This is a genomic window from Nocardioides acrostichi (assembly GCF_015319165.1).
In the GTDB taxonomy this organism is placed as follows: domain Bacteria; phylum Actinomycetota; class Actinomycetes; order Propionibacteriales; family Nocardioidaceae; genus Nocardioides; species Nocardioides acrostichi.
In genome coordinates, this window is sequence record NZ_JADIVZ010000001.1 from 440,955 (window position 1) to 465,302 (window position 24,348).

Below are 24,348 nucleotides of genomic sequence, written 5' to 3' on the forward strand. Positions count from 1 at the left end.
CGGGGTTCTCCACAGCCCACGAGACGACGACGGCGGCACGCCCTCGCGTGGTCCAGCGTGGTGGCCAGGAGGTCACCCATGACACGGTCCACGACTCAGCAGACCCACCCACCGGCTCCGGCAGACCCGAACCACCGCACGGCCGTGCGGCCCACCGCACGGCAGGCGCTCGGCGCCTACGGCGAGCGCGTCGCCGCGGCTCACCTCGTCGAGCAGGGGCTCAGCGTCCTCGACCGCAACTGGCACGGCGAGGCAGGTGAGATCGACCTGGTGCTGCGCGATGGAGACGCTCTCGTCGTCTGCGAGGTCAAGACCCGCTCCGGCGAGGTCGGTGGAGAGCCCCACGAGGCGGTGACGCCGGTCAAGGTCGACCGGATGCGTGCCCTCGCGGAGGAGTGGCAGGTGGCCCGTGGCCTCCGGGCACCGGAGGTGCGGCTCGACCTCGTGGCGGTGTGGCAGAGCGGTCGGGGGGCCGCCCGGCTCGAGCACGTGCGGGGGCTGATCTGATGCCCGTCGCCACCGCCCACAGCGTCGCGCTCCGTGGCGCGGTCGGACACGTCGTCCCGATCCAGGCCGACGTCTCGCCCGGCCAGGTCGGCACCACCTGGACCGGCCGGGTCGACACGTCGGTCAACGAGGCCCAGCACCGGTGCCGGATGGCCATCATCAACTCCGGCCTCCCGTGGCCGGCCACCAAGCGCATCACGGTCCTCTTCGCACCCGCCGACCTGCGCAAACACGGCACCCACTACGACCTCGGCGCGGCGATCGCGATCGTCGCGGCCGCCGGCAGCCCTCTGCCCGAGAACCTCGCGGGGTGCCTGTTCATCGGCGAACTCGCGCTCGACGGCGCCCTGCGTCCGGTCGCGAGCGTGCTCCCGATGGTGCTCGCGGCCCGCGAACAGGGATTCCACACCGTGTTCGTGCCCGAACCGCAGGCAGCCGAGGCCGCCATGGTCCCGGGAGTCTCGGTGTTCGGCATGCGCTCGCTGGCCCAGGTGCACGCCGTGCTCGCCGGCGACGAGGTGCCCGACGCGGCGCCCGTGGCGGCCGCCGGCCCCAGCAGCCTGTTGTCGTGGCGCGGCTCGGCTCGCCACGAGGAGGTCGACCTCGGTGACCTGCTGGGCATGGCCGACGCCCGGTACGCCCTCGAGGTGGCCGCCGCGGGCGGGCACCACCTGCTGCTCGAGGGGCCGAAAGGCTCCGGAAAGACCTCACTGGCCGAGCGGGTGCCCACGATCCTGCCCGACCTCACCGCCGAGGAATCGCTCGAGCTCACCGCCATCCACTCGCTGGCCGGAGTGCTCGACGCCAGCCGGGGGCTCATCACGCGGCCGCCCTACTCGGCCCCGCACCACGACGCCAGCAAGGCCAGCATCGTGGGCGGGGGTAGCGGCCAGGTGCGCCCCGGCGAGCTGAGCCGCGCCCACGCCGGGGTGCTGTTCCTCGACGAGTTCCCCCTCTTCCGCCGCGATGTCATCGAAGCGCTGCGCGAGCCGCTGGAAAGCGGTGAGATCACGGTGTCGCGCACCGACGAGCAGGTGACGCTTCCAGCCCGCGGCATGGTGGTCCTCGCGGCCAATCCGTGCCCGTGCGGCGACTTCGTCGAGAACGCCCTGGCCAATCGATGCCGGTGCCGCGAGACGGTGCGGCGCGACTACCGCGCCCGGGTGACCGGCCCGGTGGCCGACCGTCTCGACATCACCCGCCACGTGGCCGCCCTCACCCCGCACGAGCGGCTCGACCGCTTCGCCGTCATCGAGACCTCGGCGGTCGTCCGCGCCCGGGTCGCTGCGGCCCGGGCGCGACAGGCGGCGCGTTACGAGACCCGCGCCTGGCGTCTGAACGCGCAGGTGCCCAGCGTGGCCCTGCGCGACGAGTGGCCCCTCTCCGAGCAGGGTCGCGACGTCGTCGAGGAGGCCGTCCGGCTGGGCCGCCTGACCAGCCGCGGCGCCGTCCGCGTGCACCGCCTGGCCTGGACGGTGCTCGACCTGCGCCGCCGTGACGATCCACCGGGCGAGGAACGGCCCGGTGCGCCGGAGGTGTCCGTGGCCCTGCGCCTGCGCTCGGGGGAGCCCCTGGAGGCGGCGACCGTCGCGGCGGTGGCCGGGTGAGCGCCCCGGCACCCGTCCCGGGGTGCGACGACGACCGCCTCGCGCGGGTGGCGCTCTCGTATCTGACCGAACCCGGCAACGTCCGGGTCAACGCCCTCGCGGCCGAGATCGGCTCCGTCACGCTGCTGGAGCACCTCGAGGAGAAGCTCGGCCCCGACTCGCTCGACACCCGCTCCCGGCAGGGGGCGCTGCGGCCCGAGCGGGCTCTCGCCGCGGCCGCGAAGCTGGGGCTGCGCTTCGTGGTGCCCGGCGACGACGAGTGGCCCCCTGCGCTCGACGACCTGGCCCGCGCCGACCACCTCCACGAGAGGGGCGGCGTGCCGCTCGGCCTCTGGGTGCGTGGCCCGGCCCGGCTCGACGACCTCTGCTCGGGCCCTTCCGTGTCCGTGGTGGGGTCACGATCGGCCACGACCTATGGCACCGACCAGGCCGCCGGGCTGGCCCACGGAGCGGCCGCCGCCGGCTGCGCCGTCGTGTCGGGTGCGGCGTTCGGCATCGACCAGGCCGCCCACCGAGGCGCCCTCTCGGCTCGTGGCCGTACCGTCGCGGTGCTCGCCTGCGGCGCCGATCGGGTCTATCCCCAGGCGCATGCCGATCTCATCGGGCATCTGGCCGCCGAGCACGCGGTCGTGAGCGAGAGCCCGCCAGGTTTCTCACCCACTCGCATCCGCTTCCTCAGCCGAAACCGCCTCATCGCCGGCCTCACACGGGGCACGGTCGTGGTCGAGGCGGCGTATCGCAGCGGCGCCCTCAACACCGCCAACTGGGCCGGCCGGCTCGGTCGCCCCCTCATGGCGGTCCCCGGGCCCGTCACCAGCTCGCTGTCGGCCGGCGCACACGAGCTCGTGCGCACGGGGCAGGCCGTGCTGGTCACCCGGCCCGAGCACGTGCTCGAGGTGATCGGCGCGGCCGGCGAGCACCTCGTCGAGGAGCCGCGCGACCCCGACCGGCCGCGCGACCTGCTGACGCCCCGGCAGCGGCAAGTGCTCGACGCCGTCCCGGTGGTCAGGGCGGCGGCGGCCGACTCCATCGCCCGCACGGCCGGCATCCGGATCACCGATGTCCGTGGGGCGCTCGACCGGCTCGAGACCGCCGGTCTGGTGGAGCGATGCGGCTCGGCGTGGCGACTCGCGGCGCGTTCGGCGCAGCAGGAGGTGCTGTCTTCGTAACATCGGCGAGGTGAGCACCCAACCCGGCGACACCGACGACGATCTGTTGCCGGAGTCGATGACTCGCGTGCTGGGCGCGTGGGAGCGACACCTGGCCGTCGAGCGCGACCTCTCTGCGCATACGGTGCGCGCCTACGTCGGCGATGTGGCCGGGCTGCTCGAGCACGCCAGGAGACTCGGTCTCGCCGGCGTCGAGGGGCTCGACCTGCGGGTGCTGCGCAGCTGGCTGGCCCGCCAGCAGTCCTCGGGTCGCAGTCGCACGACCCTGGCACGGCGGGCCACGGCGGTGCGCACCTTCACGGCCTGGCTGGCACGCAGCGGCCAGGTGCCGCTCGATGTCGGGTCGTCGCTGGCCAGCCCCCGCCCGCATCGGGTGCTGCCCGCAGTGCTGCGCCGCGACGAGGCCGAGGATCTGGTGCGCGCGGCGGCCGAGCGGGCCGACGACGGTAGCGCGGCGGGGCTGCGTGACGTGGCCGTGCTGGAACTGCTCTACGCGACCGGCATCCGGGTCGGGGAGCTGTGCGGTCTCGACGTCGATGACCTCGACGCCGAGAGACGCGTCGTCCGAGTCTTGGGCAAGGGGCGCAAGGAGCGCTCCGCACCGTACGGCGCTCCGGCAGCGGCTGCGCTGGATGCTTGGTTGGCCGGCGGGCGGCCCTCGCTGGTGACGGCGGAGTCCGGGCCTGCGCTCTTCCTGGGCGTCCGAGGAGGACGCGTCGACCAGCGGGCCGTGCGCTCGATGGTGCACCGCCGCATCGCCGACGTGCCCGGTGCGCCCGACATCGGTCCGCACGGGCTGCGCCACACCGCCGCGACCCACCTGCTCGAAGGGGGAGCCGACCTGCGCGCGGTTCAGGAGTTGCTCGGCCACGCGTCACTGGCCACCACGCAGCGCTACACGCACGTGAGCACCGACCGGCTGCGCCGCGCGTACCGGCAGGCCCATCCGCGGGCGTGAGCGCCGGCGTCCCTCGGCCGGTACTCGGCTCAGAGTCGGTTGAGCATCGGCTCAGGTCAGGCCCGCGACCCTCAGCAGCAGGGCGTAGCCGTTCTCGGCGGGGCGCCAGGATGCAGGGATCGGTGCGATCGGGCGACCCGAGGAGACCGGTAGGTCACGCCACAAGGGCAGCAGCCGGACCGGACCCGCGCCCACCAGTCGGAGCGGATCGAGATAGGTCTCGCCGTCGATCCAACCCCAGTGCAGGCAGGCGCGGGGGAGGCAGTGCGACGGTGCCGCCTCGAGGGTGCCCAGGCGAGCACCCGCCGTCACGACCTCGCCCACCGACACCGACGCCGCGACCGGCTCGTAGGTGGTGCGGGTGCCGTCGGCGTGCCCGACCACCACGACGCCGCGCCCGGCCAGCGCTCCCGCGAAACGCACCGTTCCGGGCAGCGCCGACAGCACGGGCTGCCCCGGCCGGCCGAGCAGGTCGACACCTCGGTGCCCGGCCCCGTAGGGCGAGTCCGGCGGGTCGAAGGTTCGCTCGACGACGGGGGTGGGGCGCAGCGGCCACCGCCCGACCGGGTCGGTGGCAGCCGCCGAGGACGACGGCGTGAGCAGAAGGAAGACGACGACGGCCAGACAGCGCAGGGCGAGGGTCATGGGCGCCAGCCTGGGCCAGGCGCAGCCGGTCGAGCCGACGGCCGATGCGCCCCTGTGGAGAAGCGGATACCGAAGACCACCTGTGGAGCGGCAGTGTCGACGTGCGCGGAGATTCGCCCGCCCCACGGCGAGGGCGTAGGATCGCCGAGGCAACCCGCGAGGGTTGACTTCGCACGTCCGCAGACCGCGACGCGCCGCTCTCCTGGGCGGGGCGACCACCCGTGGGCGACGACCTCGGAGTCCCGGAGCCGCCAGGCGCCGGGTGGGGCCGCGCGCAGACGTCAGGGCGAGCCGACGCCGTCGGTGAGCGACAACGAGAAAACACCTACCACCAGGCACCGGAGTCCCGGTGCGTCCTGGCCCGCGTGCGGGCTGACCAGAGAGTCGACAAGGGCGCACAGACGGCGGCGCGGGCCACACAGGAGAAGAACCATCATGGCAGTCGTGACCATGCGCCAGCTCCTCGAGAGCGGCGTCCACTTCGGACACCAGACCCGTCGCTGGAACCCGAAGATGAAGCGCTTCATCATGACCGAGCGCAACGGCATCTACATCATCGACCTGCAGCAGTCGCTGAGCTACATCGACCGCTCGTACGCGTTCATCAAGGAGACCGTCGCCAAGGGCGGCACCGTGATGTTCGTCGGCACCAAGAAGCAGGCCCAGGAGGCCATCTCCGAGCAGGCCACGCGCGTCGGCATGCCCTACGTCAACCAGCGTTGGCTGGGCGGCATGCTCACCAACTTCTCCACGGTGCACCAGCGGATCAACCGCCTCAAGGAGCTCGACGAGATCGACTTCGACGACGTGGCCGGCTCCGGCCGCACGAAGAAGGAGCTCCTCGGCATGAAGCGGGAGCGCGACAAACTCGACAAGACCCTCGGCGGCATCCGCGAGATGTCGAAGGTTCCCTCCGCGGTGTGGATCGTCGACACCAAGAAGGAGCACCTGGCGGTCGAGGAGGCCCGCAAGCTGCGGATCCCGATCATCGGCATCCTCGACACCAACTGCGACCCCGACGAGGTCGACTTCCCGATCCCGGGCAACGACGACGCCATCCGCGCCGTCACGCTGCTGACCCGCGTCATCGCCGACGCCGTCGCCGAGGGCCTCATCGCCCGCTCCGGTGGTAACGCCGAGGCCGGCAAGGGCACCGAGGAGCCGCTGGCCGAGTGGGAGCGCGAGCTGCTCACCGGTGAGGCCGAGCAGGCCGCCGAGACCGCCACCGCGGCCGACGGCGAGGCTGCCTCCGAGGCCACCGGCGCCGGCACCGAGGGCGCAGCTGCCACCGAGGTCGCCGAGGCCGCTGCCGAGGCCCCCGCGGAGGCGCCCGCCTCCGACGAGGCCAAGGCCTGAGCCCCCATCCACTCAACGACCCGAGGACGAGACACACAGCATGGCTAACTTCAGCGCGGCCGACGTCAAGAAGCTCCGTGAGCTGACCCAGGCCGGGATGATGGACTGCAAGAAGGCGCTCGACGAGAGCGACGGCGACTTCGACAAGGCCGTCGAGCTGCTCCGCGTCAAGGGCGCCGCCAAGGCCGCCAAGCGCGGCGCAGAGCGCGAGGCCTCCGCCGGCCTGGTTGCCACCTCCGGCGGCGCGCTGGTCGAGCTCAAGTGCGAGACCGACTTCGTCGCCAAGGGAGACGACTTCGTCGCCGTCGCCCAGAAGATCGCCGACGCCGCCAACGCGGCGAAGGCGGGCGACGTCGAGGCGCTCAAGGCGGTCGAGCTCGACGGCAAGACCGTGGGCGAGGTCGTCGAGAACCTCGCCATCACCATCGGCGAGAAGATCGAGCTCGGCCAGGTCGTCTTCTTCGAGGGCACCGTGGTCGCCTACATGCACAAGCGCGCGGCCGACCTGCCGCCCGCCGTCGGCGTGCTGGTGGCCTACGAGGGCGACGAGGAGGCGGCCCGCGGCGCCGCGATGCAGATCGCGGCCATGCGCCCGCAGTACCTCACCCGCGACGAGGTTCCGGCCGACGTCGTCGAGTCCGAGCGCAGCATCGCCGAGCAGAAGTCGCGCGAGGAGGGCAAGCCCGAGCAGGCGATCGCCAAGATCACCGAGGGCCGCCTGGGCGGCTTCTTCAAGGAGGTCGTGCTGCTCGAGCAGCCGTCGGTCACCGAGAACAAGAAGTCCGTCAAGCAGGTGCTCGACGCCGCCGGCACCACCGTGTCGCGCTTCGCGCGCTTCGAGGTCGGCGCCTGAGCGCAGCATCCACTGCCGACACCACAGCGGCGCCGGAACCCGTCGGGGTCCGGCGCCGCTGTCGTCGTCGAGGGTCGGTCCGCCTGGGTCTGTCGGCGTCGGTGGGCGGCGGTACCCTGCGGTGGGCGACCGACCGTCGTCTCAGACCACCCGTCGAGGAAGGATGCGAGTGACCCACTACCAGCGCGTGCTGCTCAAGCTCTCCGGTGAGGTGTTCGGTGGTGGCCAGGTCGGCGTCGACCCCGACGTCGTGCAGAAGATCGCGCGAGACGTCGCCGAGGTCGCACGCAGCGGGGTCCAGGTCGCCGTCGTCACCGGCGGGGGCAACTTCTTCCGCGGTGCCGAGCTCCAGCAGCGCGGCATGGATCGCGTGCGTGCCGACTACATGGGCATGCTCGGCATCGTCATGAACTGCCTCGCGCTCCAGGACTTCCTCGAGAAGATGGACGTCGAGACCCGCGTGCAGACCGCCATCACGATGGGGCAGGTGGCCGAGCCGTACATCCCGCGGCGCGCCATCCGGCACATGGAGAAGGGCCGCGTCGTCATCTTCGGTGCCGGCATGGGCATGCCCTTCTTCTCCACCGACACCGTCGCGGTGCAGCGGGCCCTGGAGAGCAAGTGCGAGGTCGTCCTGGTCGCCAAGAGCGGCGTCGACGGCGTCTACTCCGCTGACCCGAAGAAGGATCCGAGCGCCACCAAATACGACGACCTCACCTACGACGAGGCGATCGGCAAGGGGCTGGCGATCATGGACCAGACGGCCTTCACGCTGTGCAGCGAGAACCGGATGCCCATGATCGTGTTCGGGCTCGACACCGAGGGCAACGTGCTGCGCGCCGTCCAGGGTGAGAAGATCGGCACGCTCGTGCACCCCTGAACAGGATCCGACCCGCACCCGAGCCGCTAGCACCATCCACCGTCGAAGCCAGAAACCGAGGCACCAGGCAGATGATCAACGACATCCTGAACGAGGCCGACTCCAAGATGGACAAGTCGGTCGAGTCGACGCGCGAGGAGTTCGCGGCGATCCGGGCCGGGCGGGCGCATCCCAGCATGTTCAACAAGATCCTGGTCGACTACTACGGCTCGCCCACGCCGCTCCAGCAGCTCGCGTCGTTCACCGCTCCCGAGGCCCGCATCATCTTGGTCTCGCCGTACGACCAGGGCGCGATGAAGAACATCGAGAAGGCCATCCGCGACTCCGACCTCGGCGTGAACCCCGCCGACGACGGCAAGGTCATCCGCTGCGTGTTCCCCGAGCTCACCGAGGAGCGACGCAAGGAGTACATCAAGGTCGCCAAGACCAAGGCCGAGGACGGCCGCGTCGCCGTCCGCAACCTGCGGCGCACCGCCAAGCAGGGCCTGGAGAAGCTCGACAAGGACGGCGAGGTCGGGCAGGACGACGTCGTGGGCGCCGAGAAGCGTCTCGACTCGATCACCAAGAAGCACACCGACGCGATCGACGAGATGCTCAAGAACAAGGAGGCCGAGCTGCTCGAGGTCTGACCCCAGGCCCCCCAGCTCGCTCATGACCGCCCCCACCCCCACCGGGCAGCCCGCGTCCGACCCGACCCCTCCTGCCAAGGACCACGGCCGCGCAGGGCGAGACCTCAAGGCGGCTTTCGCGTCTGCCTTCGTGCTCCTCGGCGCGATCGCTGCGTCCCTGCTGTTCTTCAAGGCCCTGTTCATGCTCATCGTGGCCGCCGCCGTGGTGGTGGCCGTGTGGGAGCTGGCCCAGGGCTTTGGCGCGAAGGGCATCGATCTGCCCGAGGAGCCGCTGATGCTCGGCGGCGTGGTGATGGTCGTGGTGGCCTTCACCTTCGGCACCGACGCTCTCGTCACGGCCACCGCCGTCACAGGTCTGGTCACCATGCTGTGGCTCCTGCGTCGCGGCATCGACGGCTACGTCGCCAACGCCAGCGCGGCGCTGTTCACCCTCGTCTACGTGCCCTTCCTCGGCTCGTTCGTGGCGCTGATGCTGCGCGAGGGCGGCCGCTCCGGCGGGGGCCTCGACGACGACGGTGTGCGCGGCATCGTCGTGTTCATCCTCGTCACCATCGCCTCCGACATCGGCGGCTACACCGCCGGTGTGCTGTTCGGGCGGCACCCGATGGCCCCGGTGATCTCGCCGAAGAAGTCGTGGGAGGGTTTTGCCGGCTCGGCCGTCTTCACCGTGGCGGCGGGTGTCGCGCTGGTGGTGCTGCTGCTCGACGGACGCTGGTGGGTCGGCGTCGCGCTCGGGCTCATCGCCGTGGTGATGGCGACGCTGGGCGACCTGTGCGAGTCGGTCATGAAGCGCGACCTGGGCATCAAGGACATGAGCCAGGTGATCCCCGGTCACGGCGGCCTCATGGACCGCCTGGACTCCCTGCTCGCCACCATCGCCCCCATCTGGCTCCTGCTGCACCACCTGGTCTTCCACACCGCGGGTCGCTGACCACCGGCTCCGGCGCTCTCCGCGCGCCGTGGGCCCCCGCGCGGCGCCAGGTGCGAGACTCGGCGCCATGGACGAGACCGAGCGGCACGACGTCGGGCCGGCGATCGACGCCGAGGGTCCGTCGTCCGACGACCCGGCACGGCCGACCGCCGGACCGGACGCCGAGACCGACGCCGAGACCGACGCCGAGACCGACCCCGAGACCGACCCCGAGACCGCACCGACGCGATGGTGGCGTCGCGACCACCCGGTCTTCACGCGTCTCGCCGGCTTCTTCGCGGGACTCGTCTACGTGCTCGTGGTGCCCTCGGCCTACGCGGCCGTCCTGGTCGCGATCTTCGGCGTGGGGGGCGTCGGCGAGGACGGCGCCTCGCCCTCGACCGATCGAGCCAGTGAGCTGTTCCCGTTCGTGCTCGTCGCCCTCGCGCTGCCGATCGCGCTGCTCGTGCCGCAACGCACCCGCACGTTCGGCACGTACATGTGCCTCGGCGTGGTCTCGACCGCCGTCGTCGTGCTGGGTGTCGCGGCCCTCGTGATCTGGATCCTGCTCGCCATCGGCTGACGGTGGTTCGTCGCCTCGTGCCGGCCGGTGCGAGGATGGAGCGATGTCCGAGCACGAGCCGATCAAGACCCTCCCTTTGGTGATGGAGGAACCGCGCGGACGCCGCAAGCCGCCGCGCCATCTGGCCGACCTCACGCTCGCCGAGCGCACCGAGCTGCTGGTCGAACACGGCTTGCCTGGGTTCCGCGCCAAGCAGCTCTCGAACCACTACTTCTCCCGGCTCGTCGACGACCCCGAGCAGATGACCGACCTCCCGGCCGGGCAGCGCGCCGAGCTCGTCGAGGCGCTGCTGCCCTCGCTCATGACACCGCTGAAGGTCAGCGAGGCCGACCGCGGCACCACGGTCAAGACGCTGTGGCGGCTCTTCGACGGTGCGCTGGTGGAGTCGGTGCTGATGCGCTACCCCGACCGCGCCACGATGTGCGTCTCGAGCCAGGCCGGCTGCGGCATGGCCTGCCCGTTCTGCGCCACCGGCGCCGGTGGTCTCCAGCGCAACATGAGCACCGCCGAGATCGTCGAGCAGGTGCTCGTGGGAGCCCGTTCGCTCACCCGCGGCGAGGTGCCCGGCGGGCCCACCCGCGTCTCGAACGTGGTGTTCATGGGCATGGGTGAGCCCCTCGCCAACTACAAGGCGCTGATGGGTGCCGTGCGTCGTCTGACGGCGCCGGCTCCGGAGGGTCTCGGCATGTCCGCCCGCGGAGTCACCGTCTCCACCGTCGGGCTGGTGCCGCGTATGAGGCAGCTGGCCGACGAGGGCATTCCCGTGACCCTGGCCCTGAGCCTGCACGCACCCGACGACGAGCTGCGCAACGACCTCGTGCCGATCAACACGCGGTTCAGCGTCGCCGAGACGGTGGAGGCGGCGTTCGCCTACGCCGAGGCGACCAAGCGCCGGGTGTCGATCGAGTACGCCATGATGCGCGGCATCAACGACCAGGCCTGGCGTGCCGACCTGCTCGCCGACGTGCTGTACGCCGTCGGTGCCGACTGGGGCTGGGTGCACGTGAACCTCATCCCGCTCAACGAGATCCCCGGTTCGCGCTTCACCCGCTCCCACGACGCCGACATGGACGAGTTCGTGCGCCGGCTCGAGGCCCGCGGCATCCCCACCACCATCCGCGACACCCGCGGTTCCGAGATCGATGCCGCCTGCGGCCAGCTCGCGGCCACCGAGTAGTCGCTGACCCGTCACGAGTTTTCACGTGACCTGCCTCTAGTTTTGACGGTTGTCAAAACTAGAGGCAGGTCAGTTGAAAACTGGTGGCAGGTCAGCGCATCCGATGGGCGACCTCGGCATCGCGTGAGCGCCCGGTGGTGAGCAGCCCCTCGACGACGCCGGCGCGGTCGGCGTCCGACCTGTTCTGGCTGAGCTTCGCCTTGCCGGTGAACGACGCGACCACCATCTCGATGCCGACGATGGCCCGGAGTTGCTGGGCTATGAACTCGGCCGGGGCATCGGAGACGGCCCAGGGTTCGTCGCGCTCCGACTCGTTGAGGTCAGTGAGGTCAGCGACCTGCTCGCCGAGCCAGCCGGCGTCCTGGTGCACCGTGATGCGGCCGCGCAGTTGGACAGCCGAGTAGTTCCAGGTCGGCACGACCCGTCCGTGCTCCCGCTTGGAGGCGTAGAAGCTGGGGGAGAGGTACGCCTCAGCACCCGTGACGACCAGCAGCGCGGGGGAGTCGTCGGCGATCGTGCGCCAGTGCGGATTGGCGATCGCCATGTGCAGGCGAACCCTGTCGCCCTCCCAGAGAAGCGGCAGACGCGTGGCCGTCGGGAACCCGTCGGTGCCGACGGTGATGAGCTCCCCGGCACCGACCTCCGCGACCAGGGCGCGCGCGTCGTCGGGCGGGATCTCGTTGGGTCGGGGCACGTACACGTGCCTAGGGTGCCAGGCATGCCGAGGATCCCTGCCGAGCGCGTGGCCTCCGCGAGCGCCGCCTGGAACTGGTACCCCGACGACGCTCGCGTCGTCCGCACCGACGACTACCTGCTGGTGCGCTTCCCCGACTGGTTCTTTACGCCGTTGGAGATTCTCTCGTTCACCCCCGCCATGTCGGGTCGGACGACGCACGAGGCGTTCGCCGAGGCCCTCGAGCGTGCCGCGGGGCTGGACGCCGAGGCGCTGCACGTGTGGGTGAAGCTCGATGCGCCGAAGGATCTCGCGCCGCTCCTGGTCGAGCGCGGCGCCGAGGTCACCGAGACGCTCGACGTGTTCGCCATGGCGCCGTCCGAGGTGATCGAGACCTCGGTGGTACCCGGCGTCAGCGTCGAACCCGTGGCCGACGAGGCGGGCGTGCTGGAGTTCGAGCGCATCGGCGCGACGGTCTTCGGCGGCGACGTGCCGCCGTCCGAAGAGCTGGGCCGGATCCTGACGGAGGTGCGTGCCGAGCAGGAGGTCGGCGCCGGCCGCTGGCTCGCGCGCGTCGACGGCCGAGCCGTTGGGGTGGGCGGTGCCAGTGTGGCCGAGGGCGTGACCAGGCTCTGGGGCGGCGCCGTGCTCGAGGAGGCCCGAGGTCGCGGCGTCTACCGGGCGGTGCTCGCCGAGCGCCTGCGCGTGGCGGCTGCCCACGGCTGCGACCTGGCGCTGGTCAAGGGGCGCGTCGAGACCTCCGGCCCGATCCTGCGGCGATCCGGATTCGAGGTCTTCGGTCGGGAGGTGCAGTACCGGCTTCCGCTGTGACACGCGTGCGAGAAAACTCGTGGCAGGTCACCTGAAAGTTCGTGGCAGGTCACCTGGAAGTTGGCGACGGGTCACGTGGAAGATCGCGACGGGTCACCTGAAGATTCGCGGCAGGTCACCTGGGTGTCCGGGTTCGGTCGCTCGGGGACAGCAGGGTGTGGAACATGAGGTCAGAGTCCAAGATCGTGCCCATGCCGCGTCCGGAGACCAGTGAGGCCCTGCGGGTGCTGGTGGTCTCGGAGTCGTTCCTGCCCCAGGTCAACGGGGTCACCAACTCGGTACGCCGGGTGCTGGAGCACCTCGCGGCACGGGGCCACGTGGCCGAGCTGGTCGCTCCGACGGGACCGGCGACGTACGCGGGCTTCCCGGTCAGTCTGGCGCGCGGCGCGAGTCTCCCCTTCTATCGCGACTTCCGCATCGGACTGGAGACCCGGCGCCGGCTGCGCCAGGTGATGCTGCGTTTCCGGCCGGACGTCGTGCACGTGGCCTCGCCGGCCACGCTCGGCCACCAGGCGGTGCTCACCGCCGCCGAGCTCGGCGTGCCCACGGTCGCGATCTACCAGACCGACATGGTCGGGTTCGCCGAGCGGTATCGCATCGCCGGCGGCGCCCGGGCGATGACCCGACTCACCCAGCGCATCCACGGGCACTGCGACCTCACGCTGGCGCCGTCGTCGGCCAGCCTGCGCCAGCTCGAGTCGCTCGACGTGCCGCGGCTGGGCCTATGGCCCCGAGGCGTCGACCTCGAGGCGTTCCACCCCGCCCGGCGCGACGACGACCTGCGAGCGCGCCTCGCCCCCGACGGCCGCCTCCTGATCGGGTACGTCGGGCGCCTCGCGGCCGAGAAGGAGCTCGACCTGCTCACCCACCTGCACGGCGACCCGCGCTTCCGGCTCGTGGTCGTCGGCGGCGGGCCCGAGGAGCAGCGACTGCGCACCCTCCTGCCCGACGCCGCATTCCTCGGTCTCCTGCACGGTGAGGAGCTCGGCGCGGCCTATGCCTCACTCGACGTGTTCGTGCACACCGGCCGCTACGAGACCTACTGCCAGTCCGCCCAGGAGGCGCTCGCCTCCGGTGTGCCGGTGGTCGCGCCGCGCAGCGGAGGACCGCTCGACGTCGTGGACGACGGCCGCTCCGGCCTGCTCTACCGCGCGGGCGACCCCGAGGATCTCGTGAGGCACATCGATGCCCTGGTGGGTGACCCGGTCCTCCGGAGCCGGATGGCGCACCAGGCCCGGGCCAGCGTGCGCGACCGCTCGTGGGTGCGCGTCAACGAGATGCTGGTCGAGCACTACCGCGCCGTGATCGGCGAGTCGTTGGCGCTCCCGCTGGCTAGCTGAGGACCACCTCGGCGGCCTCCTCGAGGGAGTCGACGAGGTGCACGTGCTGTTCCATCGAACGGCCACGCGCCAGGGCCGAGAGCAGCGGCCAGGCCGGGAGCTGCGTCGTCCAGTGCTCGCGACCGACCAGCACCATGGGGGCGACCGCGCCGTCGTCGGCGTAGTAGTTCTCGCAGGCGTCCTGGAAGATCTCCTGCACGGTGCCGCCCGCACCGGGCAGGAACACGATGCCGGCGTCGCAGACCTCGAGCAGGATCGCCTCGCGGGTCGCGTTGCGGAAGTACTTCGCGATGGCGGTGGCGAACACGTTGGGCGGCTCGTGCCCGTAGTGCCAGGTGGGGATGCCGAGACTGTCGCGCGCGGCCTCGGGATGGGCGGCGCACACGTCGAGGGCGCTCATGGCCCAGGCGTCGATGGAGGGCCGGTACGAGGGCACGTGCGCCAGTCGGTCGAGTGCGGCGTCGAGGGCGTCGTCATGACCGGAGAGGCGGCCGCCCAGGTTGGCGGCCTCCATCGCACCGGGGCCTCCGCCCGTCGCGACCACGAGGTCGCGTCCGAGCAGGGCGCCGAGGCGGGCGGCGTCCGCGTAGCGGGGTTCGCCTCGCTGCAGCTGGTGCCCGCCCATGACGCCGACCAGGTGCCGGCCCTCCCGCCAGCGGGCGAGTGCCTCGTCGATGGCGTGGTCGTGCAGCGCCATCCCCAGTGACGCCTCGCTGCGGCGGGTTGGATCGTCCTCCTGCGACCAGGCGTAGGTGCGGCCGTCGAGCGAGTCGCCCCAGCGGGGGGCGTCGAAGAGTTCGGGGGCGGTGTACAGCTCGTGTCGGTAGATGTCCACCGGCGTGTCGGTCAGCCTCGGCAGCACGATGCCGCCCGCGCCGACCACGCGGTCGGCGTCCCCCTCGGCGAAGGTGCAGCCCAGGAACGTCGCACCCGACACGTCGGCTCGCTCGAGGGTGGCGCTGTGCTCGCTCAGGTCGAGGCCGCGCAGGTGCCAGCCGGAAAGGTTGCGCGCGCCCGACTCGACGCGCGCCCGGAGGTCGTCGGCGTCGGTGACGTCGACGATCCGGCCTCGTGTGCGTCGCACGGGGCCGGACCCTAGCCCACGTCCCGGCCCGTGCTCAGAACGCGTGGGCCAGTAGATCCCCGAACAGCGCGTGCTCGTCGACCTCCAGCCCACGGGCCCGGAACCAGGTGCACATGTTCGTGCAGTCGCGCAGGAGGAAGTCCATGCCGTTCACGTTGCCGACGAGGTCGACCACCTGCGGCAGATCGATGATCACGAGACGCTCGCCCGCGGCGAGCACGTTATAGGGCGAGAGGTCGCCGTGCACGAGACCGTCGGCCACCATCGCCGCGAGGGCCTCGCGCAGCTGCTCGAAGTACGACGCCAACAGCCTCGGTTCGGGACGGGTCTGTGCCAGCCTGGGTGCGGTGTCGGTGCCGTGGTCGGTCTCGACGGTGATCCACTCCATGAGCAGCTCGGTGCCGTCGATCTGTACCGGGTAGGGCACGGGCAAGCCGAGCAGCCAGCACCGCTTGAGGGCGTCCCACTCCGAGATCGCCCACTCGCCGGCGGCGACCTGCCGCCCCCAGGTGCTGTTGCGCTTGAGCGCTCGCTCGTCGCGGGACCGCTTCACACTGCGACCTTCTGTGTAGGTGGCGGCGCGATGGAACGTGCGGTGGTCGCTGCTGCGGTAGCGCTTGGCGACCAGCACCACCGACTCGCCCACGGCATCGGAGCCGGGCACCGCGCGCTCGAGCAGGAACGCGTCGGCCTCCTTGCCGGTCTTGAGGATGCCGAGCTCGGTGTCGAGCGCGGCCTGCGAGGTCACGACCCACTCGGGTCGTGGTTCCGGGCCGCGGCACAGCGGCTCGACGCTGCGCCAGGTGCTCCAGCGCTGTGCATCGTCGGGATCGTCGGAGGCGCGGAAGTCGGTGATGAACGCCGGGTCGATGCCGGCGAGCCGATCCTCCGGCGGCGCCTCGGGCAGGCGGACGAGGTGCTCGGAGGTGTACTGCTCAGGCTGGTCGTGCGGGTGGTGCTGGTGGTGTGCCAACGGAGGTGCTCCATCGAAGAGTGCGGGTGTGGTCTGCGAGCAGGCCGATGACAGTCATGGACATGTCAGCTCCCTTCGGGTGAGCCCGTGCCGGGACGGGGACGTCGCCACGCGGCGACCGCGCCAGGGTCGCCGACCGCGAGGGTCGGCGTCCAGCCATTTACCGCGGCTCAGCCGCGCAGGCGGACCGACAGACAGGTGACGCAGCCCTCGAGCTTCTCCAGCTCACCGATGTCGACGCGGACCACGCGCAGCCCGCGCCGCTCGAACAGCTCGGCGGTGCGGGGTGCGGCGCTCGACATGAGCACGGTGTCGGCGTCGAGGACCACCACGTGGCAGCCCGGCTCCTCGGGCACCTCGAGGTAGTGCGGCCACACCGAGGGGTCGTCGACCACGGGTGGCCAGCCGATCACGGTGCCGTCGGGCAGCGCGGTGACGGCCGACTTCAGGTGCAGCACCTTCGCCAGCGGCACTCCGACCACACGGGCGCCGAGCGGCGCCAGCAACCCGGCCAACTGCTCCACCGCGCCGGGCGTCGTCCGGCCGCCGAGGCCGACCCACACGGTGCCGTCGTGCTTGAGCACGTCGCCGCCGTCGAGGGTGTCGGGGGCCTCGATGTGGGCGATGCGGTAGCCGGCTTCGCGCAGGGCAGCCTCCGCGCCGGACGTCTCCGGACGCCGCGAGAGCGCGCCGGGCCGCGCGATGACGGCGAGGTCGCCGTAGGCGACGGCGGTGTCCTCGACGAACACGGCATCGGGGCAGTCGTCTGCGGGCGCGACCTCGATGGTCGTCCATCCGTGCGCGTGCAACGCGTCGACATAGCCCTCCCACTGCCGTAGCGCGAGGACGGCATCGACGGGGGAGCGCTCGACGTGGGTGACGATCCCCTCGGCGACCCGCGGGCCTGGACGTCGCACGAGGGCGAGCCGTCGGCTCATCGCACGCCCCAGGCGTAGGTCTGCTTGCGCAGGTGCAGGTAGGTGAAGGTCTCGGTGCCGACCACCCCGGGCACGGAGCGGATGCGCCCGAGCAGGGCGAGCAGGTGCTCGTCGCTCTCCGCGACGACCTCGACGAGCACGTCGAAGGAGCCGGCCGTGACCACGACGTAGTCGATCTCGTCGAGGTCGGCGAGCGCGTCGGCAACGGGCTCGAGCGGCCCGGTGCACCGCAGGCCGACCATGGCCTGGCGGGCGAAGCCCAGCTCGCGGGGGTCGGTGACGCCGACGATCTGCATGACGCCGGCGTCGAGCAGGCGCTGCACCCGCTGGCGGACGGCGGCCTCGGAGAGTCCGACCACCTTGCCGATGGCGGCGTACGAGCGGCGTCCGTCTTGTTGGAGCTGCTCGATGATGGCCTTCGAGACATCGTCGAGGTGGGTCGTGCCGCGATCGTGCTTCGTCATGGGCGCAAACTACCCGCCGCCCCGCCCGACATCAGGAATGTCGCGTTGAGTGACAACGGATTTCGTTGCAATCATGTTGCGCGGCAACGGTATCCCTTGCCGTACTCCGGTCTCCATGGCACGATCCGAGGAATCCCACATCCCCACGCCCACGGCGAGGAGCGCATGGCAGACCTCTCGGCAGCACCCCAGCCAGAACCGCCGGCGCGCCGCTCCACGCTCTCGCGGCGCGGTCTGCTCAAGGGCGGTGGAGCGCTCGCCGTCGGAGGGCTGAGCGTGGCCGCACTCAGGCTCCCGTTCTTCGAGGTCGCCGGCGCACAGCAGAACCCGGCCACGTGCAAGGCGACCGACCTCTCGGCGTCGGCGAAGCAGATGATCATCTCCAACTGGACCGGCTACATCGACCCGCGCCGCAACCCGAAGGGCACGTTTGCGGAGTTCCAGGAGAAGACCGGCATCCAGGTCACCTACAACGACGACGTCAACGACAACGCGGAGTTCTACGCCAAGGTCAAGAACCAGCTCGGCACCTGCGAGCCGATCGACCGTGACCTCATCGTCATGACCGACTGGATGGCCCAGCGGATGATCGATCTGGGATGGATCCAGCCGCTCAGCAAGGCGGCGGTGCCGAACCTGCACGCCAACCTCATCGACTCGCTGCGCGACAAGCCGTGGGATCCCGATCTGGAGTATCACGCCCCGTGGCAGTCGGGGCTGACCGGCATCGCCTACAACGCCGAGTACGTCAAGGAGGTCGGCTCGTTCGCCGACCTGATCACCCGTTCCGACCTCAAGGGCAAGATCTCGCTGCTCACCGAGATGCGCGACACCATGGGCTTCTTCCTGCTCGACGTCGGCGCCGACCCCGACGACTTCACCGAGGCGCAGTGGTACGACGCGCTGGATCTGCTGAAGAAGACCGTCGCCGACGGCCAATTGCTGAAGTTCGCGGGCAACAACTACCTCCAGCAGCTCACCAACGGCAACGTCGTGGCGTGCGAGGCGTGGTCGGGCGACGTCATCCAGGCGCAGTACGACAACCCGAAGATCAAGTTCGTGATCCCCGAGGAGGGGCCGTCGCTGTGGAGCGACAACATGCTCGTGCCCAACCTGGCCACGCACGAGTCCAACGCCGAGAAGTGGATCGACTACTACTACGAGCCCGAGGTCGCGGCCCGGCTGGCGGCCTGGGTGAACTACATCTGCCCCGTCCAGGGGGCGCAGGAGGCGATGGAGAAGATCGACCCCTCCCTCGTCGACAACCAGCTGATCTTCCCCGACCCTGCGAGCCTCAAGGACACCTGGGACTTCATGCCGCTCGACGACCGGCAGACGCAGCAGTACGAAGGAGACTGGACCGATGTCACTGTTGGCTGAGAACGGGCCTCAGAACGGGCCAGACAACGCGGCCGGAACGGACGCCGGCGGCGCGGCGTCCGCCGACGGGCTGAGGCTCGCGGGGCTCACCAAGCGCTACCCCAACGGCTTCACCGCGGTCCAGGGCCTCGACCTCGAGGTGCCGCGGGGCTCGTTCATCGCCCTGCTCGGCCCCTCGGGCTGCGGCAAGACCACGACCCTGCGCATGGTCGCCGGCCTCGAGCGCCCCACGGCCGGCACGATCACACTGGCCGGGAGCGACATCACGCACGCCAAGCCCCACCAGCGGCCGGTGAACACGGTGTTCCAGAACTACGCGCTCTTCCCGCACCTCGACATCTTCGAGAACGTCGCGTTCGGCCTGCGCCGCCGCAAGGTCAAGGACGTCGAGGCCCAGGTGCGCGACATGCTCGACCTCGTCGAGCTCGACACCCAGGCGCGCAAGCGTCCCGCTCAGCTCTCGGGTGGCCAGCAGCAGCGGGTCGCGCTGGCGCGGGCGCTGATCAACCAGCCCGAGGTGCTGCTCCTCGACGAGCCGCTGGGCGCGCTGGACCTGAAGCTGCGCCGCTCGATGCAGCTGGAGATCAAGCGCATCCAGATGGAGGTCGGCCTCACCTTCATGCACGTCACGCACGATCAGGAGGAGGCCATGACCATGGCCGACACCGTGGCCGTGATGAACGCCGGCGTGATCGAGCAGATGGGCGCGCCGAGCGAGCTGTACGAGAACCCGCGCTCGACGTTCGTGGCCAACTTCCTCGGCCAGTCGAACCTCATCGAGGGCACCGTGCTCTCCCGTGCGGCCGACGTCGTGACCGTCGACATGCACGGGGTGCAGGTCTCGGTGCCCACCGCCCGGGTGCACACCGACGGCGACCGCGGCTGGGTCGGCATCCGGCCCGAGAAGGTACTCATCGGCGGTGAGGGGGAGGCCCTCGACGCGCCCGGCAACACCATCCCCGGCGGTGTCGTCACCGACGTGTCGTTCGTCGGCGTCTCCACGCTCTACCAGGTGCGCATGCCGTGGGGCCAAGAGCTCGCGGTGTTCAGCCAGAACACCGGCCGCACCCGCATGTTCCGCACCGGCGAGCGGGTCGAGCTGTCGTGGCGCCCGGAGTACGCCTTCCTGCTCGACATCCACCAGAGCGCCGCGGCCGGCGTCGAGCAGGGGGACGACGACTGATGGCGGCAGGCGTCCGTCGTCGCGGCAAGGTCGGCTACCTGCTGATGGTGCCGGCCACGCTGTGGCTGCTCGTCTTCTTCGTGGTGCCGTTCTACTCGCTGGTCGCGACCAGCCTCTTCGACCCCTCGGGTTCGGACTTCCGCGGCTACGACATGACCTACCACTGGCAGAACTACGCCGACGTCCTCCAGGCCTACTGGCGGCCCTTCCTGCGCTCGATCTGGTACGCCGCGCTGGCGACGCTGATCTGTCTGGTGCTCGGCTACGTGCTCGCCTACGCGATCGCCTTCAAGGCCGGACGCTGGAAGAACCTGCTGCTGGTGCTGGTCATCGCGCCGTTCTTCACCAGCTTCTTGGTCCGCACGCTCTCGTGGCAGCTGATCCTCTCCGACCACGGCTGGGTGGTGCGCTCGTTGCAGTTCGTGCACCTGCTCGGCCCCGAGGACCGGCTGCTCGCCACGCCGGCGGCGATCGTCGCCGGCCTGGCCTACAACTTCCTGCCGTTCATGGTGCTGCCGCTGTTCGCCAGCATCGACAAGATCGACCCACGCCTGGTGGAGGCGTCCTCCGACCTCTACGCGAACCCCTTCGTCGGGTTCTTCAAGGTCACCTGGCCACTCTCGCTGCCGGGTGTCGTGTCGGGCACGCTGCTCACGTTCATCCCGGCCGCGGGCGACTACATCAACGCCGAGTTCCTCGGCTCCACCAACCAGAGGGTCATCGGCAACGTGATCCAGGGCCAGTTCGTCGACGCCAACAACGCGCCCGTCGCGGCGTCCCTCTCGGTGCTGCTGATGCTCATCATCGTGGCGATGGTGCTGGTCTACGTGCGCCGCGCCGGCACCGAGGAGCTGCTCTGATGCCGGCGGCGAGGTGGGTGCGCGAGCACCTGGTGCTGCTGCTCGGGCTGGCGGTGCTGGCCTACACGTTCGTGCCGATCGCCGTCGTGGTCTTGATGAGCTTCAACGACCCGGCCGCGCGCAACGTGTACTCCTTCGACGGGTTCACGCTGCACAACTGGGCCGACATCTGCGAGGACCCCTCGATGTGCAAGGCGCTCGGGCTGAGCTTCCGCATCGGGCTGCTCTCCACCTTGGTGGCCACCACCCTGGGCACGCTGGCCGCCTTCGCGCTGGTGCGGCACGACTTCATCGGGCGCTCGTCGGCGAACCTGCTGATCTTCTTGCCGATGGCCGCCCCCGAGATCGTCATGGGCTCCTCACTGCTCACGCTCTTCGTGGCCAGCGGCGCCTCGGGTCACCTGGGGTTCTGGACGATCTTCATCGCCCACGTCATGTTCTGCCTCTCCTTCGTCGTCGTCACGGTGAGATCCCGGCTCGCGGGCATGGACGACACCCTCGAGCAGGCTGCCGCCGACCTCTACGCCACGCCGTCCCAGACCTTCTGGCGGGTCACGTTCCCGCTGGTGTTCCCGGGCATCCTGGGGGCGGCACTGCTCAGCTTCTCGCTGTCGTTCGACGACTTCATCGTCACGAACCTGAACTCCGGCAACTCCACGACCTTCCCGATGTACGTGTGGGGTGCCTACCGGGTCGGTGTGCCGATGCAGGTCAACGTGATCGGCACGATCATGTTCGTGGTCTCGATCGCGATCGTGGTGATCGGCGAGCTGAACAGCCGGCGCCGCAGCCGCGCGCTCGCGTGAGGCCCACACACCCGGCGCTCGCCGACGCCGCGCAGCGCACGTACTGGCTCGACGACCCCGACCGGCCGGGCCCGCTGCCCTCGCTGGTGGGCGGGGTCGAGGCAGACCTCGTCGTCGTCGGCGGTGGCTACACGGGGCTCTGGACGGCGCTGCTGGCCCGCGAGCGACACCCCGGGCGGTCGGTGGTCCTCGTCGAGGCGGGGGAGTGCGGCGGCCAGGCGTCGGGGCGCAACGGCGGCTTCGCCGCGGCGTCCCTCACCCACGGGTTCGGCAACGGGCTGGAGCGCTGGCCCGACGAGCTCGACGTGCTCGAACGGCTGGGCGCCGCGAACCTCACCGGGTTGGGCGCCGATATCGAGCGGCTCGGTATCGACTGCGACTGGCAGATGTCGGGCGAGCTCACCGTCGCGACCGCACCGCACCACCTCGACGAGCTGCGCGAGCTGGCCGGGGTCATGGCCGAGCACGGTGCCGAGGTGGCGCTTCTGGGCGCCGACGAGACCCGCGCCTTGGTCGACTCGCCGACCTATCTGGGCGCACTGCACTCGCCGGGCGACACCGCGCTGGTCGAGCCGGCTCGGCTGGCCTGGGGCCTGCGAGCCGTGTGCCTCGCCGCGGGCGTCGTGATCCACGAGCGCACCCGGGCCACCGGTCTGCGGCGGTCGGGTGGCGGCGTCCGGCTCTCGACCGCGGGGCCGGAGGGCGCGGGGGCGGTGCGGGCGGGGCAGGTCGTGCTCGCGACCAACGCGTTCCCCTCCCTGCTGCGCAGGCTGCGGCTGATGACCGTACCCGTCTACGACCACGTGCTGATGACCGAGCCGCTGTCGGCGTCCCAACTCGCGTCGATCGGCTGGGGTGGCCGGCAGGGTGTGGGCGATGCCTCGAACCTCTTCCACTACTACCGGCTGACCCGCGACGACCGGATCCTCTGGGGTGGCTACGACGCCGTCTACCACTACGGCTCGCGCATCGACGCCTCGCTCGAGCAGCGCGACACCACCCACACGTTGCTCGCGCAGCACTTCTTCGAGACCTTCCCGCAGCTCGCGGGTCTGCGGTTCACGCACCGCTGGGGCGGCGTGATCGACACCTGCACCCGCTTCAACGCCTTCTACGGCACAGCGCTCTCCGGGCGGGTCGGCTACGCGCTGGGCTACACCGGGCTCGGCGTCGCCGCCACCCGCTTCGGCGCCCACGTCGTGCTCGACCTCCTCGAGGGAGCAGACAACGAGCGCACCCGGTTGCGCATGGTCCGGGAGCGACCGCTGCCCTTCCCGCCCGAGCCGTTGCGCGCGGCGGGCATCAACCTGACCCGCTGGAGCCTGGCCCGCTCGGACTCCCACATGGGCAGGCGCAACGCCTGGCTGCGCACCCTCGACGCGGCCGGCCTCGGGTTCGACTCCTGACGGTGACCCGTCACCAGTTTTCACGTGACCCGTCACGAGTTTTCACGTGACCTGCCACGAGTTTTCAGGTGAACCGAGTTATCCACAAGACGGCGCGAGGCCGGTGTCGCATTCGCCTGAAACGTCCCAGACTCCTCAGGCATGGCGATGATCTTCGACCTCGGACACTCGGTGCCCCGCGACCGACCCTTCACCCGGGCAGAGGCCCGTGACTGCGGACTGAAGGACCTCACGCTGCATCGCATGGTCGAGCACGGCTGGCTGCGACGTCCGTTGAAGGGTGTCTACGTCGTCGGCACGATGGCCGACACCCTCGACCTGCGGTGCGCGATGTTGCGGCTCGTCGTGCCCGACGACGCCTACGTGTGCGATCACACGGCCGCCTGGCTGCACCGAGGCGACGATGCGTTGCCGCCCAACGATCACCTCAAGACGCCCGATGTCTCCTGCTTCCGGCCGTCCGGCAAGCGCGTACGTCGAGGTGGTGTGCTGAGCGGGGAGCGAAAGATGACGACCGAGGACGTGATGGAGGTGGGCGGACTACGCGTCACGACACCGCTACGCACCGCGTGCGACGTCGGTCGGCTGGGCTTCAACAATGACATTCGCCTGCACGCCCTCGACATGATGCTGGCCACCGACACGTTCACCCGCGAGCGCCTGGCGCGTGAGACCTCGCGATTCAAGGGCATGCGCGGCGTCGTGGCGCTGCGAGCGCTCGCTGCTCTGGCGGACGGCGGGTCGGCGTCCTTCGGTGAGAGCGCGCTGCGCCTGCGGTGGCATCAGGCCGGACTGCCTCGCGCCACCACGCAGATCGAGGTCGAGCGATCCGGTGGTGGCGTCTATTACCTCGATCTCGGGCTTGCGCGTGAGCGGTTCGCTGCGGAGTACGACGGTCGGCAGTGGCACCGCGACCAGGAACAGCGAGAACATGACGCCGCGCGTCGTCGCGAACTACGTGAACTGGGATGGCGAGTCCAGGTGTTCGCCCGCGAGCACGTCTTCGGTCGCCAGCAGGATGCCGAGACGCGGCTGCGCACCGCCTGGAGCGATCACGGCGGCGGCCGGACTCCCGCGACGACCTGGCGCGGCGTCACGTAGGTGTCCCGTCCGAAAACTCGTGACGGGTCACGTGA

At 70.8% G+C, this 24,348-nt stretch carries 25 protein-coding genes; 19 read left to right on the forward strand and 6 right to left on the reverse strand.

Translation table 11 applies throughout. The features are described 5' to 3' along the window. The first annotated feature begins 78 nt into the window (after positions 1 to 78). From ISG29_RS02095 to ISG29_RS02110, 4 genes are read left to right on the forward strand one after another with little or no spacing between them, the layout of a single operon-like run. Positions 79 to 507: a YraN family protein gene (locus ISG29_RS02095; RefSeq protein WP_194501688.1), complete on the forward strand. Its 429-nt coding sequence runs from the start codon at positions 79 to 81 to the stop codon at positions 505 to 507. Then, positions 507 to 2,114: a YifB family Mg chelatase-like AAA ATPase gene (locus tag ISG29_RS02100; RefSeq protein ID WP_194501689.1), complete on the forward strand. Its 1,608-nt coding sequence runs from the start codon at positions 507 to 509 to the stop codon at positions 2,112 to 2,114. Before ISG29_RS02095 ends, ISG29_RS02100 begins: the two co-directional genes overlap by 1 nt. After that, positions 2,111 to 3,283, forward strand: a complete 1,173-nt coding sequence (gene dprA, locus ISG29_RS02105) for a DNA-processing protein DprA (RefSeq protein ID WP_194501690.1) — start codon at positions 2,111 to 2,113, stop codon at positions 3,281 to 3,283. Before ISG29_RS02100 ends, dprA begins: the two co-directional genes overlap by 4 nt. 58 nt (positions 3,284 to 3,341) lie before the next feature. After that, positions 3,342 to 4,241, forward strand: a complete 900-nt coding sequence (locus ISG29_RS02110) for a tyrosine recombinase XerC (protein ID WP_194502228.1) — start codon at positions 3,342 to 3,344, stop codon at positions 4,239 to 4,241. A gap of 51 nt (positions 4,242 to 4,292) precedes the next feature. Here the strand turns inward: ISG29_RS02110 and ISG29_RS02115 are convergent, their stop codons facing one another. Continuing rightward, on the reverse strand, positions 4,293 to 4,886 hold the full coding sequence (locus tag ISG29_RS02115) for a murein hydrolase activator EnvC family protein (RefSeq protein ID WP_194501691.1): 594 nt from the start codon (positions 4,884 to 4,886) through the stop codon (positions 4,293 to 4,295). Between the two features lie 435 nt (positions 4,887 to 5,321). On the opposite strand from ISG29_RS02115, the gene rpsB reads away from it, so the two are divergent. The 7 genes from rpsB (at position 5,322) to rlmN (ending at position 11,274) form a co-directional block, all read left to right on the forward strand. Then, positions 5,322 to 6,242 (forward strand): 30S ribosomal protein S2, encoded by a 921-nt coding sequence (gene rpsB, locus ISG29_RS02120; RefSeq protein ID WP_194501692.1) that lies wholly within the window; start codon positions 5,322 to 5,324, stop codon positions 6,240 to 6,242. 40 nt (positions 6,243 to 6,282) lie between these two features. Then, positions 6,283 to 7,095 carry a translation elongation factor Ts gene (gene tsf / locus ISG29_RS02125; protein ID WP_194501693.1) on the forward strand — a complete coding sequence of 271 codons (813 nt, stop codon included), beginning with the start codon at positions 6,283 to 6,285 and terminating at the stop codon, positions 7,093 to 7,095. Positions 7,096 to 7,264: 169 nt separating this feature from the next. Further along, positions 7,265 to 7,975, forward strand: a complete 711-nt coding sequence (gene pyrH, locus ISG29_RS02130) for a UMP kinase (RefSeq protein ID WP_328827605.1) — start codon at positions 7,265 to 7,267, stop codon at positions 7,973 to 7,975. Positions 7,976 to 8,049: 74 nt separating this feature from the next. Next, a complete protein-coding gene (gene frr / locus ISG29_RS02135; protein ID WP_456237954.1) occupies positions 8,050 to 8,604 on the forward strand; it encodes a ribosome recycling factor in 555 nt (184 codons plus the stop codon). A 22-nt stretch (positions 8,605 to 8,626) separates the two neighbouring features. Further along, a complete protein-coding gene (locus tag ISG29_RS02140) occupies positions 8,627 to 9,535 on the forward strand; it encodes a phosphatidate cytidylyltransferase (RefSeq protein WP_194501696.1) in 909 nt (302 codons plus the stop codon). A gap of 67 nt (positions 9,536 to 9,602) precedes the next feature. Further along, positions 9,603 to 10,097, forward strand: coding sequence for a hypothetical protein (locus tag ISG29_RS02145; RefSeq protein WP_194501697.1), 495 nt, complete (start codon positions 9,603 to 9,605; stop codon positions 10,095 to 10,097). 43 nt (positions 10,098 to 10,140) lie between these two features. Further along, entirely contained in the window at positions 10,141 to 11,274 is a 1,134-nt protein-coding gene (gene rlmN, locus ISG29_RS02150; protein WP_194501698.1) for a 23S rRNA (adenine(2503)-C(2))-methyltransferase RlmN, read from the forward strand. Between the two features lie 91 nt (positions 11,275 to 11,365). Here rlmN and ISG29_RS20630 read toward each other — a convergent pair whose 3' ends face one another. After that, on the reverse strand, positions 11,366 to 11,968 hold the full coding sequence (locus ISG29_RS20630; protein ID WP_328827609.1) for an FMN-binding negative transcriptional regulator: 603 nt from the start codon (positions 11,966 to 11,968) through the stop codon (positions 11,366 to 11,368). A 24-nt stretch (positions 11,969 to 11,992) separates the two neighbouring features. Between ISG29_RS20630 and ISG29_RS20635 the strand changes: the two genes are divergently transcribed. Continuing rightward, a complete protein-coding gene (locus ISG29_RS20635) occupies positions 11,993 to 12,778 on the forward strand; it encodes a GNAT family N-acetyltransferase (protein WP_194501700.1) in 786 nt (261 codons plus the stop codon). Between the two features lie 164 nt (positions 12,779 to 12,942). Continuing rightward, complete coding sequence (locus ISG29_RS02165; protein WP_235958414.1) at positions 12,943 to 14,118, forward strand: glycosyltransferase family 4 protein; 1,176 nt, start codon at positions 12,943 to 12,945, stop codon at positions 14,116 to 14,118. On the opposite strand, the gene ISG29_RS02170 is transcribed toward ISG29_RS02165, so the two are convergent. From ISG29_RS02170 to ISG29_RS02185, 4 genes are all read right to left on the reverse strand, one after another. Further along, complete coding sequence (locus ISG29_RS02170; protein WP_194501701.1) at positions 14,111 to 15,202, reverse strand: LOG family protein; 1,092 nt, start codon at positions 15,200 to 15,202, stop codon at positions 14,111 to 14,113. The two genes, ISG29_RS02165 and ISG29_RS02170, sit on opposite strands and share 8 nt — an antisense overlap. Before the next feature lie 34 nt (positions 15,203 to 15,236). Beyond that, positions 15,237 to 16,175 carry a serine protein kinase RIO gene (locus ISG29_RS02175; RefSeq protein WP_235958415.1) on the reverse strand — a complete coding sequence of 313 codons (939 nt, stop codon included), beginning with the start codon at positions 16,173 to 16,175 and terminating at the stop codon, positions 15,237 to 15,239. Between the two features lie 170 nt (positions 16,176 to 16,345). Then, positions 16,346 to 17,113: a dimethylargininase gene (gene ddaH / locus ISG29_RS02180; protein WP_194501702.1), complete on the reverse strand. Its 768-nt coding sequence runs from the start codon at positions 17,111 to 17,113 to the stop codon at positions 16,346 to 16,348. Continuing rightward, positions 17,110 to 17,577, reverse strand: coding sequence for an Lrp/AsnC family transcriptional regulator (locus ISG29_RS02185; RefSeq protein ID WP_194501703.1), 468 nt, complete (start codon positions 17,575 to 17,577; stop codon positions 17,110 to 17,112). The genes ddaH and ISG29_RS02185 overlap by 4 nt, the downstream gene beginning before the upstream one ends. Before the next feature lie 165 nt (positions 17,578 to 17,742). On the opposite strand from ISG29_RS02185, the gene ISG29_RS02190 reads away from it, so the two are divergent. From ISG29_RS02190 to ISG29_RS02215, 6 genes are all read left to right on the forward strand, one after another. Then, positions 17,743 to 18,957: a polyamine ABC transporter substrate-binding protein gene (locus ISG29_RS02190; protein WP_194501704.1), complete on the forward strand. Its 1,215-nt coding sequence runs from the start codon at positions 17,743 to 17,745 to the stop codon at positions 18,955 to 18,957. Continuing rightward, the gene (locus tag ISG29_RS02195; RefSeq protein WP_194501705.1) at positions 18,941 to 20,140 is read left to right on the forward strand and encodes an ABC transporter ATP-binding protein; all 1,200 of its coding nucleotides are present in this window, start codon (positions 18,941 to 18,943) and stop codon (positions 20,138 to 20,140) included. The genes ISG29_RS02190 and ISG29_RS02195 overlap by 17 nt, the downstream gene beginning before the upstream one ends. Beyond that, complete coding sequence (locus tag ISG29_RS02200) at positions 20,140 to 21,000, forward strand: ABC transporter permease (RefSeq protein ID WP_194501706.1); 861 nt, start codon at positions 20,140 to 20,142, stop codon at positions 20,998 to 21,000. Before ISG29_RS02195 ends, ISG29_RS02200 begins: the two co-directional genes overlap by 1 nt. Continuing rightward, positions 21,000 to 21,806, forward strand: a complete 807-nt coding sequence (locus tag ISG29_RS02205) for an ABC transporter permease (RefSeq protein WP_194501707.1) — start codon at positions 21,000 to 21,002, stop codon at positions 21,804 to 21,806. The genes ISG29_RS02200 and ISG29_RS02205 overlap by 1 nt, the downstream gene beginning before the upstream one ends. Beyond that, on the forward strand, positions 21,803 to 23,212 hold the full coding sequence (locus tag ISG29_RS02210) for an NAD(P)/FAD-dependent oxidoreductase (RefSeq protein WP_194501708.1): 1,410 nt from the start codon (positions 21,803 to 21,805) through the stop codon (positions 23,210 to 23,212). The genes ISG29_RS02205 and ISG29_RS02210 overlap by 4 nt, the downstream gene beginning before the upstream one ends. Before the next feature lie 141 nt (positions 23,213 to 23,353). Beyond that, positions 23,354 to 24,313 (forward strand): type IV toxin-antitoxin system AbiEi family antitoxin domain-containing protein, encoded by a 960-nt coding sequence (locus ISG29_RS02215; protein ID WP_194501709.1) that lies wholly within the window; start codon positions 23,354 to 23,356, stop codon positions 24,311 to 24,313. The last annotated feature ends 35 nt before the right edge of the window (positions 24,314 to 24,348 follow it).

Coding starts and splice junctions, on each gene's coding strand:
- ISG29_RS02095 (WP_194501688.1), top strand. CDS start 79: ATGACACGGTCCACGACTCAGCAGACCCACCCACCGGCTCCGGCAGAC.
- ISG29_RS02100 (WP_194501689.1), top strand. CDS start 507: ATGCCCGTCGCCACCGCCCACAGCGTCGCGCTCCGTGGCGCGGTCGGA.
- ISG29_RS02110 (WP_194502228.1), top strand. CDS start 3,342: ATGACTCGCGTGCTGGGCGCGTGGGAGCGACACCTGGCCGTCGAGCGC.
- ISG29_RS02115 (WP_194501691.1), bottom strand. CDS start 4,886: ATGACCCTCGCCCTGCGCTGTCTGGCCGTCGTCGTCTTCCTTCTGCTC.
- rpsB (WP_194501692.1), top strand. CDS start 5,322: ATGGCAGTCGTGACCATGCGCCAGCTCCTCGAGAGCGGCGTCCACTTC.
- tsf (WP_194501693.1), top strand. CDS start 6,283: ATGGCTAACTTCAGCGCGGCCGACGTCAAGAAGCTCCGTGAGCTGACC.
- ISG29_RS02140 (WP_194501696.1), top strand. CDS start 8,627: ATGACCGCCCCCACCCCCACCGGGCAGCCCGCGTCCGACCCGACCCCT.
- ISG29_RS02145 (WP_194501697.1), top strand. CDS start 9,603: ATGGACGAGACCGAGCGGCACGACGTCGGGCCGGCGATCGACGCCGAG.
- rlmN (WP_194501698.1), top strand. CDS start 10,141: ATGTCCGAGCACGAGCCGATCAAGACCCTCCCTTTGGTGATGGAGGAA.
- ISG29_RS20635 (WP_194501700.1), top strand. CDS start 11,993: ATGCCGAGGATCCCTGCCGAGCGCGTGGCCTCCGCGAGCGCCGCCTGG.
- ISG29_RS02165 (WP_235958414.1), top strand. CDS start 12,943: ATGAGGTCAGAGTCCAAGATCGTGCCCATGCCGCGTCCGGAGACCAGT.
- ddaH (WP_194501702.1), bottom strand. CDS start 17,113: ATGAGCCGACGGCTCGCCCTCGTGCGACGTCCAGGCCCGCGGGTCGCC.
- ISG29_RS02185 (WP_194501703.1), bottom strand. CDS start 17,577: ATGACGAAGCACGATCGCGGCACGACCCACCTCGACGATGTCTCGAAG.
- ISG29_RS02190 (WP_194501704.1), top strand. CDS start 17,743: ATGGCAGACCTCTCGGCAGCACCCCAGCCAGAACCGCCGGCGCGCCGC.
- ISG29_RS02195 (WP_194501705.1), top strand. CDS start 18,941: ATGTCACTGTTGGCTGAGAACGGGCCTCAGAACGGGCCAGACAACGCG.
- ISG29_RS02200 (WP_194501706.1), top strand. CDS start 20,140: ATGGCGGCAGGCGTCCGTCGTCGCGGCAAGGTCGGCTACCTGCTGATG.
- ISG29_RS02205 (WP_194501707.1), top strand. CDS start 21,000: ATGCCGGCGGCGAGGTGGGTGCGCGAGCACCTGGTGCTGCTGCTCGGG.
- ISG29_RS02215 (WP_194501709.1), top strand. CDS start 23,354: ATGGCGATGATCTTCGACCTCGGACACTCGGTGCCCCGCGACCGACCC.